Source organism: Bacteroidota bacterium (assembly GCA_034723125.1).
Lineage (GTDB): Bacteria > Bacteroidota > Bacteroidia > CAILMK01 > JAAYUY01 > JAYEOP01.
Map to the genome: position 1 here is coordinate 1 of JAYEOP010000314.1, position 11,579 is coordinate 11,579.

Consider the following 11,579-nt stretch of genomic DNA (forward strand, 5'->3'; position numbering starts at 1 on the left):
TGAGGACTGAAGACTGAAGACTGAGGACTGAAGACTGTTTTTGACTGAAGACTGCTCACTTTCCCTCTCTCACCGAAACTGTAAAGAAGCTAAAAATTTAAATTACAGATTAACCTTAGCTCCTCCTAATAAATGAAATCCTCTTAGCTCGTAATTATTCCAGTAGCTGTATTTATTTGAAAATATGTTGTTGAAATTAAAGAATATTCCAAACTTTTTAGAAAACTGATAGGTTACACTTGCATTCATATCGTAAATAGCATCAAGGTCAATAGTTTCTACTTGACCGCTTTCATCCCATGCTTTCGCTTTTCTGTCGCCTATGGTAAAAAAGTCAAGCTTCACATATACTTTTTTATCAAAGTTATATTTCCCCGACAAGGTGATTTTATAATCAGGTAAATGCCAAGCGAATAACTCTTGAGAAAGATCATAGTTGTAATATTCAGCATTTAAAAACACATCAAGGTTTTGATGTAATTTAGCTGAAACCTCGGCATTTGCTTTAAATAAAATTGTATTTCCCGTGTCGTAAATTGTTTTAAACCTTTTTGAATCTGTTGTATCGTTTACAAACATCATTAAGTTTTCAATGTTGTTATAAGAAAGGCGAAGAAAGTAGTCAATGTTTTGAGAGAAACTACCTTTTAAACCACCTGCTAAAACCAATTTATAGTTTGTATTTTTTAAATCAATTTGTGATAAAACGTAAGGATTTTCTTTTGTGATAGTATTAAAGGAATTAACTTTTAAACCACCTGTAAATTCAGCATAGGCAGTAATATAATTTTCCAGCAATTCAGCTTCAATTTTTAAATCGGGATAAAAATGTATTTTGCTTTTAGAAGAATTATTTTCAGCAGCAACATCAAATCCAATTTTGGCTCTAAACCAGTCTTTATTTAAATTAAATTTAGCAATAATATCAAGTACATTTCTATTAAATATTTTATCTGATTTATAACTGAATTGTTGAAACTTAGCTTCAAATCTAATCGGTGTTTCTCGAAAATGTTGTTCAAGTGCACCCCCAATTTTAAACCCTAACTCAGAGGCATCATAATAATCCATTAGGTAATAAACACCAGTATTTGCCCAGTAATTAAAATTTTCTTTTTGTGAAATTTCGTTGTTGAAAGAAGCATTCATCCCAAATCTCATAAAATCTTGTTTTATACTGTCGGAATTAAAAGTATCTGTAACATGGTCGTATCCGTAAAAATGTAAAATATCGTTGTTAAAAAATACATTGGATTCAAGAATGTTTTTTCTAAAAAGTTTTTTTCCACTAACGTTTAAAAGCTGTTCACTAATGTTACTATTTTTTGGTGTTGATTTTCCTGAATTATGTTTTAAATGAATTGCAAAAATTTTATCTCTTGATTTTGTTGTATTGTAATTAAAATCAGCAAGAACATTTGCAAAATTACCGACACCTGCTTTTAAATAATAATGGCTCAAATGTTTTGATTGCCTCCTGATTATAGATATTGCAGGAAGTTTTTCAAATTCTTTTTTAGGAACTAATTGCTTTAATTTTATCCTATATTTTATTTGCGGTTTATCTGCAACAATTCTTTCGTTAAAAGGAATTACATCAAGCTTAATTGCATCGGTAATTTCCGGTTTGTATGTTGTAAAAACATCATAATTTTTATTAAAAATTTTCTTATCATTATCATCTTCCTGCGAAAATCCAATCAACGGAATAATTAAAAGTAAGATTATGAATCTATGTTGTATTTTTAAAACTTTTTTCATTCTTTATTTTTTTTAATTCGTTTTAAAATATTTTATAAATATTATTTTATACTATCAGAATCCATTTCAAAGAATTCTTCATTATTCTTTTGCATTTCTTCTTTTTTTTCATCTTCAATAATTTGTTGTAGTTTTTGTTTTGCAATCTCTTTAATTTTTCCTTCTTTGTAATTATTGATAATACTTTCAAGAGTATGCTTTGCCTGAAAATTATCTCCCATTTTTATAAAAACATCAGAAAGTAAAATAAAACCTTTTGCAATGTAATAATCATTACCTTGATAATCATTTTTGAGTTCAATAATTTCATCAATTGTATTATCGTATTCCTCAGAAATAAACAATATTAATGCACTCAAATACTTTGCTTCTGCACCAAGGTCTCCGTAATTTTTTTCATAAACCTGCCGTAGTGAGACTGAAGCATTATTGTATCGCTTTGTTTCATACAGAGATTTTCCTTTGTAATAATTTGCTTCAATTTTGTTTTCCTTTGATGAGTAGGTAAGTTTCAATACTTTATCGGCAGTCTCTATACAATCTTCATAGTTATTAATTTTAAAGGCTGATCTCATTAACCCCATATTCGCTAAAAGAATATTTTCTCTTTTCACAGCTATATCTTCCAATTGACTAAATCTTTTTGCAGCATTTTCAAAAGATTTCTTTTCAAAATACAACTGTGCTGATGCTTTCAAAGATTTCTCAACAAATTCATTAGGACTCATTTCATTTACTTTTTCATAATGAGTAAGTGCTTTTTCTTTTTGACCAATATATTTTGCACAACTTGCCAAGTAATAATTTGCATTAACTTTAAAATAACCGTAAGGAAATTTGTTTAGATAATTTTCAAATTTCGGTATTGCTTCAGCATATTTTGATTGTTTTATGTAGCTAAATGCAGCATTATAAACTGTAGAATCTTGAAAAGATTTAGTAAGGCTAACTTGTGGAATTGTTTTAAGAAATTCAAAAAGCTCATTTGCTTTTCCCTTGTCAATGTAAATATCTTTAGCTGCATTTGTAGCTTCTTTAGCCTCAGCAGAATATGGATAGTTTTTAATTATATTTTTAAACTGTTGCAATGCCATGTTTTCATTTCCTAAGTTAAGATTTGAAAGTGCTGTTTTAAAAAGTGCAGAAGTTAAGTAAGGACTTTTAGGATGTTCTTTTATTAATTCATGAAACTTATCCTTTGCAGTTTTGTAATTACCTTTTATGTAGTACATGTTTGCAATTTCAAAAGTAGCATCATCAACAAAAGGTGAGTTGGAGTATTTTCTAATTAATAATTCTAGTGAGCGTTGCTTTTCTACATCATTTTTTTGAAGTCCCAAAATAGTGGCTTCTTGAAACAATGCATAATCAACTTCTTTGTTACTTTTTGAAATCGTTAAATCATAATATTTTTTTGCATTGTCATATTGCTTAAGCGAAAAATAACAATCTGCAAGCCGCACAAGAACATCATAAAGCCTGTTTGTGGGTTTATTGCTTCTCTCTAAATTAAGATATTTATCAAAATAAATTTTTGCTTTTTCATAATCTTCCTGCTTAAAATAGGAATATCCGCAATTGTAATAAGCAATTGAAAAGTAAGGTGTTTTTTCGGCTTCGCTTATGTAAAGGAAATTTTTAGATTCTCGTAATGATTTTTTATAATCGCCTAATTGATAATAAGATTCACCGAGCCAAAAATATGATAAAGCTTTAAATCGTTGGTTTACCGAATTATTAATTGATTTAATAAAAAGATTACGTGCTTTTAGAAAATGATGATTTTGATAAAATTCTAATCCGTAATAATACAATACTTTTTGATAAGCTAGTTCTATTTCTCTGTTCCTGTCAGAAATACTTTCAATGATTTCGATTGCTTCTCTATAATTAGATGTAGAAAGTAGGATGCTACTAATAAGAGATTTAGCTTCGTCAGCACTCTCAGAAGCAGGATATTTTTTAATAAACTCTTTTAATGAGTTGATAGATTCTATATGGAAATTTAATTCGTAAGATAATTTTGCATAATTGAGAAGTGAGGTTTCTTCAATTACTTTATCAAAATTCATTTTTGAAGCAAATCCAAAAGAGTTTCTTGCTTTTAACAGTTCTTTGGTTTGAAGATATGCGGTTCCCATTAGGTATGCAATGTTTTGTCCTAATTCATCCTTTTTTAAATTGATTTGTGAAAATGCAGGAATTGACTCTTTAAATTTACCTAATTTGAAAAGAGCATATCCGTAGTGGTAATAATCACTATCCTTAAATTTGAAACCCAACTCTTTTAGTTCATTGTAATATTTAATTGATTCATTATAATCTTTTTGATAAAAATATGCTTCCGCCAAATAAGATTTAATTTCCTTTTCTTTTTGAATTCTTGGAGTAGAAAGGGCGTTTTTTCCATATTCAATTGCTTTGTTGTAATTACCTAAGTTTAGATAAATGTGTGTAATATAAACAGGCATTATTCTTTCAAATTTATGCTGACCTTTTATCCTTACAAATTTTTCAAGTGCTTTATTATATTCATTTTGTTTGTAATGGATGTATCCTGTGTAATAATTTGCAATATTAAAATAGGGATTTTGGTATTTATCAATATTTGAAAATGCTGAAACAGATTTGTCAAAATTTTCTTCTTTATAATTTGAATATCCTTTCATAAAATAATATTCTTGTAAAATTACAAGGTCAAAAGTTTTTGGATATTCAATTTTTTTAAGCCAATCAAGACAAAGGTCATATTTTCTTTTATCAAAAGTATATTTCCCAAGTTGAAAATAAACAAATTGCTTTCTTGCTTGATCGGGATGTACTTCAAGATAGTGAATAAATAATTCCTCAGTATTTTTAAGCTTAAGCTCTTTGGCACTCATTGCAATGTAAAGGTCTGAGTTTGATATTAAAAGTTCATTCTCCCCTACTGTTTTGTATTCAGTAAATCTTTCGATAGCAGAACTGTATTTTTCATTTTCATACAATTCATAAGCCTGATTGTAAATTGATATTGGATCTGTATTTTTTAGTGTTTTTTGAGAATATCCTGATGAAATACTAAATATCAAAATTAAAAAGCTAAAATATATTTCCTTTGTCATAAATTTTATTTTTGTTAGAAGCATAACTTACTATATAATTTATACTACAAAAATATATTTATCAATATAATAAGCACTTTTTAAGTTATTCACATATCAACATTAGATTCTTGGTTACTACTCAGCAACTATACAGAATATAAAAGCCACAGACTTCGTCTGTCGAAGACAAGCTAAGTGTAATAGAAATCTGACTACGTCTGTCGAAGACAGATTCACAGATTAAAAAACTACCTTCGGTCATTTTCTCTGTAAAAATTCATTAAATCAAGTAAAATCAATCTGTGAATCTGTGGCTTTAATATTTTTTCACCCACACAAATCAACATAGAACCAGAAAACTCATCATAATCAAAACTGATAAATATCTTTAGAACTAAAAATCTACCTCTCCATCCCTATCACAAATTCCAGTATAAGGGCAATATTTGCATTTTTCTTCATTTTCAGTTTGCACAAAATCATTCTCACTATCAAAAATTTCTTCCAAAGTTATTTTCAAATTCTCTTTAAATTCTTCTAACAACGGCTTAATATCATTAATTCTTTCTTTTGGTTTACGCTTTTCTTTAAAAGAAATTACAGGGTCAAAATATTTGTTAAACATATTTTTTACACTAAAAACCGCAGATTGAATTGCTTCATTTTTGTTATTTGTTTTTTCGTAATAAAGCATTCCGTAAAATAATGTTTGCATTGCCGCTTTATTTCTTTTAGGATTTTCGGCATCAAACAAAGATTCAATATTTTGAAAATGAATTTCATCCTTACCCGACTTATAATCAATAACTCTTATAACGTTTCCCTTTTTATCAACTCTGTCAATAATTCCTTTTAGCCTAACTTTGTTGGCTTTATTTTCCAACTCAATATCAAAATTAATATTATACTTTTTGTTTGAATCTTCTACCGAAAGAATCTCAAAGGGAGCATATTTTTTATCAAAACGTAATATCTGATTAATATAACTTTTCAAAACTTCTTTTATAATAATATTTTCTCCTTTAAAAGAAAATTCCTTATTCTTTAATTTGTAGTGATCAGTAAAAGCCGTTGTTATAAATTTATCAACTTTTTGAGGAGAGATATTCAAATCCTTTGCTTCAATTATTTTGTTACTCACAGAAAGCTCAGTATAAATCAGTTCCATTGCTTTGTGAATAATATTTCCAAAAATACGCTGATCAACACTTTCTTCAACCTCATCATTTTCGTAGAGATCTGCTACATATTTAAAATAAAATTTCAGGGGACAATCGATATATGAATTTATGGCAGAAGGTGATAAAGATTTATTACCCTCAGAAGATGAAAGGTATCTGCTTAGTTTTTGTTCAATATTATCATTTTTTGAAACTAATAAACGTTTTTTCGGCTCGGGTTTAACTTTATGAGAAAGTGTTAATTCATTAATATTAAAATCAGAATCATATTTCAATTGATTAATATACCGGCTTAGCTCTCCTTCCTTTTCAAGTTCCATTTCAGAGTTATAAAAAATATGAATATTTTCAGCCCTTTGTAACAAACGATAAAAATAATAGGAATAAGAAATATCATCAATATCATTTGTTGGCAAATCAAAAGCTCTGCGTAAATTGTAAGGGATAAAAGAACTCTCATGAGTTGAGGCAGGCCATTTACCCTCATTCATTGAAAGAATAAAAATATTTTTAAAGTCAAGACAACGAGTTTCTAAAGTACCCATTATTTGCAATCCTTTTAAAGGTTCTCCTGTAAAAGGAATTGTAATTGAACTTATTATTTCCTTTATTAAACTAAAAAATATCTTTTCAGAAATAAAAACCTTCTTTTTGTTAACGATTTCTTTAAATCTCTTAATTGCTTTGTAAAACTCAAAAATAAACTCATTTTCAAAAGAATACTCATCCTTATCTTTTGAAAACTTAGAGTAAATTTCTTTAAGTAATTCTATAAAATAATTAAAAAGTTCATCTGTATTTTTATTTTTTGTAAAAACAATGTTTGCAAATCCAAATAGTTTATCTAACTGTAGTGAAGAAATATAAATCAGGTTTCTCTTTTTAATTTCATTTATTTTATTGTCTATTTCATCTTTATTCAAGCTATTTATGTAAGGATGTTTTAATATTGAAATTACATTTTTAAAATAAAAATAAGATTCCGAATTATTGTTTTTTGAATTTTGTTGCAAATCAGCAAGCAACTCTATCAAACTAGATAACTGCGTTTCCTTTAGCGGATAACCCATTGTAATATTCACATCTTCAACAGATTCAGGCAAAGAGCCTAGCATGGGAAACAACATTTGTTCGGCAGGTAAAATAATTGCAGTTTCATTTATTTCAATTTTGTTGTTTGCTTTTGATAAATAACTTTTCAACTTATCACCTACTGCTTTTGCTTGCCCTACTTGCAATGCAACGCTTATTATTTCAACATTTTTATTTTTTAAATTAATATCTTCCAATTTAAAATTCGCTGGAGATGGAAATTTTTTAATATTTTTTCTTATAATTTCTCCTGTTTTAAAATTTTCTTTTTTCAAAAAATATTCATCAAAATCCCAAAAATATGTTGCTTTATTTTCCTTTTTAAAAAAAGTAAAAATTTCTTCTTCTGCTTTTGTCAAAATATTAAATCCTGCAAAAACTATATTTTCTATTTCCTTAAAAGCATTGTTTTCCTTTGTTTTTTCTACTACATTTCTGTAAATCATCCCCTCATAAGCAAGTTTCTCTTTCAATAATTTTTCCCCAAACTTCTCATATATTTCGTTAAGGACTTCCCATAGCTTAATAAATCTTTCTTTATGGTAAGATTCTTTGGAGATATTTATATCCTCCCAAAATGTTCTAATTGCTTCAATTTGATTCTCAGTTAAATAATTGTAATAATTATCAATATCTTTTAAATTTTTTACATTTTTGAAGAGATCAGTAGCATTCACAAGATTCTTGTCAACATCATTAAAATCCTTTATAAGTCTTTTTCCCCAAGGATAAAATTTATCAAATTCCTCCGGAGGAAGATTATTGTTTTGTAAAATATTATCATAAATTTCATAAAGGTCAAAAATCAAACTGTAATTATCAGCCAATTGCAAATCGCTCAAAGACAAAACAAAAGTTTTTATATCAAATATTTTAGGCGACCAAATTGTTTTCTCAACCTTCTTTGATAAATAATTTCTAAAAAACAATCCTGCCCTTTTATTAGGAAAAACAATTGTCAATTTTGAAAAATCCTTAGTGTTTTTATCCAACAACCATTTTAATATTTGTTCTAAAAAAGATAACATTTTTTTATTTACTATTTTCGATTTACTATTTCCTTTTCACTCTTAACCACCTATTGAAGACTGCACACTGAAGACTACTCACTGAAAACTGCACACTGAAGACTGCACACTGAAGACTGCCGACTGAAGACTGCCGACTGAAGACTGCCGACTGAAGACTGCCGACTGAAAACTGCCGACTGAAGACTGCCTACTAAAAACTCCCCACTCCCACAACCTTCTTTCTCTCAACATAATACAACCAACCACTTACATTTTCATATTTCATTTCCTTTAAATATTTCATATATTCACTCACTTGTTCTTTATATTTCTCATTTTCTTCACCGAATTTAAAATCTATTACCACTGCTTTGTTATCTTTTATCAGCACTCTATCGGGTATTCTGATGTCTCCCGAACTTGTAATAATTGAGCTTTCGTTTTTCACTTCCCAATCGGATGTGAACCATTCTTTTACATCATCAAACTCAATGACTGTTATTAGCTTGTTTTTTAACTCATTCAGTTCATTACTTGAAATAATACCTTCCGTTAAAAGCTTCTTCAACTCAGGTTCAACATCATCAACTGTATAAATTTTTGAAAGAACTTCATGCATAAATTTACCGTAATTTATTTGCTTAGTTCTTTCATTCTCAGTTTCCTCAAAAAGCTCCTCAGCTTCTCTCTTTATCCTCAATTTAAAAGCTTTAGTTTTTGATAAATATTCTTTTAAAACATACTCTTTTGTTTTTGATTCATCTTTTGATTGTGGCATTAGTTCTCCGAATTCAAAACATTTATTTTCAAGACTTTTACTAAAATCAATTCTTTCAAATTCAGAATTCAGATTTACATCATTTGCTCCATTAATAATTTCATGCAATAAATCACCTGATGAAGAAATCTTTTTCTTTTTTTCCGGTGAAAGAATAAACAATGCCTCTTTAGTTCGTGTAAAGGCAACATAAAGCAAATTTAAATTATCCATAAAAGCATGTAGCTTTTCAACAAAAAATTCATTGTTGTAATAAGTTGCTGTTAGCTTTTTTCCATATTTAATAGGTAAAATATCAATTTCATTAAAAGGAGTAATCTCTGATTTGCACCATAAAATATTATCATGAGCAAATGTGTGATCTATTTCCCAATCGCAGTAAGGAATTATTACAACTTTAAAACCAAGACCTTTTGATTTGTGAATTGACATAATTTGAATAGCATCAATACTTTCGGGAACATGAATAGTTTTTTTCCCAGCGTTTTCCTTCCACCAATCTAAAAATGAAGAAATATCCGCTTTGTTATTTTCAGAATATTCAAGTACCACATCACTGAACGCCTGAATAAACACAAACTCAGTTTTATTATTATTAAGTAAAAAAGATTCTATGATTTTTTCCGTAAGGTCGTAAAGAGAATAGTGTTCATTTCCCTTTATCAACTTTTTAAATTCATCAGGCAGTAATTCAATAAGTTGATTACGATTTTTTAAAAAAATATCATTTAGAACTTCATTCTTTAACTTCCGGTTTTCTAAATATTCAGAAACAAGGGTTACAAGATTTATTTTATCATCTTTTTGAATTAAAAATTTTAAAGCACAAACAATAATTTTTACAGAAACGGAAGTATTTAAAAACAATGAATCTTTAGAAATAATATTGTTATACTTTTCCATTTTAAACAATAAATCAGCAACCTGCCTCCCGTCTTTAGCATTTCTTACCAAAATAGTAATATCTTTTTCTTTATATCCTTTATCAAGAATATTATCAATTATTTCAGGCAATTCTGTTTTTACATTTTCACGCCATTGTTTTCCTTTTATATTTTCATAAAATTTCACATTTACATAACCCTTATTCTTTTTTTTATGCTCCGGAAATTTTTGACAGCTATCCTTATATGCTTCATTTATTAAGTTTGTAAAAGAAAATAAATTTTTTGATAAATTTTCATCACCAACTTCTTCCAACTCATTATTAAATTTTTGTTGTAATATTTTAGCAGCATTAGTAAAAAAACTATTGTTAAATTTTATAATATTTTCTTCACTTCTCCAATTTTTCTCAAGAGTAACGGTTTTAATTAAAGCATCACCAACTTGCTGATTTATACCGTCCACAAGCAATTTCCAATTACCGCCTCGCCATCGGTAAATTGATTGCTTCACATCACCCACCACCAAACTGAATTTATTTTGGTCAAGATTATTTTGCATAAGTGGTTTTATGTTTTTCCACTGAAATAAAGATGTATCCTGAAATTCGTCAATTAAAAAGTGATGATATTTATTTCCTGTTTTTTCATAAATAAATGGTGTATCGTTGTTGTCAATAATTTTATTCAGCAAAGGATTAACATCAGAAATAAGCATTGTATTTTCTTCATCCCTTATCTCCGCTATCTTTGAAGCAATGTCGGTAATAATTCCTAAAACATTAAAATATTTTTTAACACTTATTGCCGTACTATATTTTTTACCATCAGAATTATAATATGCTAATGTTTGCTTCAGAGTTTTATTCAATTCAGGAAATGCATTTTGAATATTTTCTTTTATTTGATTATCTGTTTTTTTAGCATACCATTTTTCTTCTTCATCCACAACCTTCAAAACACTTGCTGTTGGTTCAAAATCTTTATTTTGTATTTTTATAAAATAATTAAAAAAACTTCTTTGACCACCTGAAAAATCAACAGCTTCTAATCCATAATTTTGTGCTACATCAACAGCAAGTTTTCCAAAATCCTTCATTTTATTTTCAAAAACCGAAATAATTTTATTGATTTCAGAAATAAACTCTTTTAGAAATTTTTTATCTTCAATTTTATTTATAATTTTCTTTTCATTCTCCTGAAAATCCTCTTTAAGTATTTCAGATGCAAAACTTTTGATGCTATATCTTAAATTCCATGTTTTATCATCTTCAATATTTTCTAAGGCAAAATCTGTTAGCCACTTTGTAAGCTTTTCATTTTTACCAACATCATCAAGCATTTTATCAATAGCCTGATCTATAATTTTTTGTGTATCAAGCTCAACATTGTAGCCATATTGAATCCCGATTTCTCTTGCAAAATTTTTAGTTATTTTTTGAAAAAAACTATCAATGGTATTTATGTCAAAATAATAATAATTATATAAAATAAATTGCAAAATCAATCTTGCCCTTTTTACGATTTGTTTATCATCAAGCCATTTAAATTCATTCATCAATGTTTTGTAATGACCATTTTTATTACCATTTGCCAAATTAAATAATTCCGATAATATTCTAAATTTCATTTCTTCAGTAGCCTTGTTGGTAAAAGTTACTGCAAGTATCTTTTTATACTTTTTAGGATTATCAAAAACCAACTTCAAATATTCTTCTGTCAGCTTATGAGTTTTTCCCGAACCAGCAGAAGCCTTATAAATTGTTAATGGTTTTTTCATAAAAAGA

At 27.7% G+C, this 11,579-nt stretch carries 4 protein-coding genes; all 4 read right to left on the reverse strand.

The window, feature by feature from the left end; translation table 11 throughout:
• Positions 1-102: 102 nt before the first annotated feature.
• Positions 103-1,761: a hypothetical protein gene (locus U9R42_08875; protein MEA3496131.1), complete on the reverse strand. Its 1,659-nt coding sequence runs from the start codon at positions 1,759-1,761 to the stop codon at positions 103-105.
• Positions 1,762-1,802: 41 nt separating this feature from the next.
• A complete protein-coding gene (locus U9R42_08880) occupies positions 1,803-4,865 on the reverse strand; it encodes a tetratricopeptide repeat protein (GenBank protein ID MEA3496132.1) in 3,063 nt (1,020 codons plus the stop codon).
• 376 nt (positions 4,866-5,241) lie between these two features.
• On the reverse strand, positions 5,242-8,148 hold the full coding sequence (locus U9R42_08885; protein MEA3496133.1) for a PD-(D/E)XK nuclease family protein: 2,907 nt from the start codon (positions 8,146-8,148) through the stop codon (positions 5,242-5,244).
• A 193-nt stretch (positions 8,149-8,341) separates the two neighbouring features.
• Positions 8,342-11,579, reverse strand: a 3,238-nt coding sequence (locus tag U9R42_08890; protein ID MEA3496134.1) for a UvrD-helicase domain-containing protein, incomplete at its 5' end; no start/stop codon positions are given.

Bases quoted from the DNA above. Each gene is read 5' to 3' on its own strand.
- U9R42_08875 (MEA3496131.1), bottom strand. From the start codon at position 1,761: ATGAAAAAAGTTTTAAAAATACAACATAGATTCATAATCTTACTTTTA.
- U9R42_08885 (MEA3496133.1), bottom strand. From the start codon at position 8,148: ATGTTATCTTTTTTAGAACAAATATTAAAATGGTTGTTGGATAAAAAC.
- U9R42_08880 (MEA3496132.1), bottom strand. From the start codon at position 4,865: ATGACAAAGGAAATATATTTTAGCTTTTTAATTTTGATATTTAGTATT.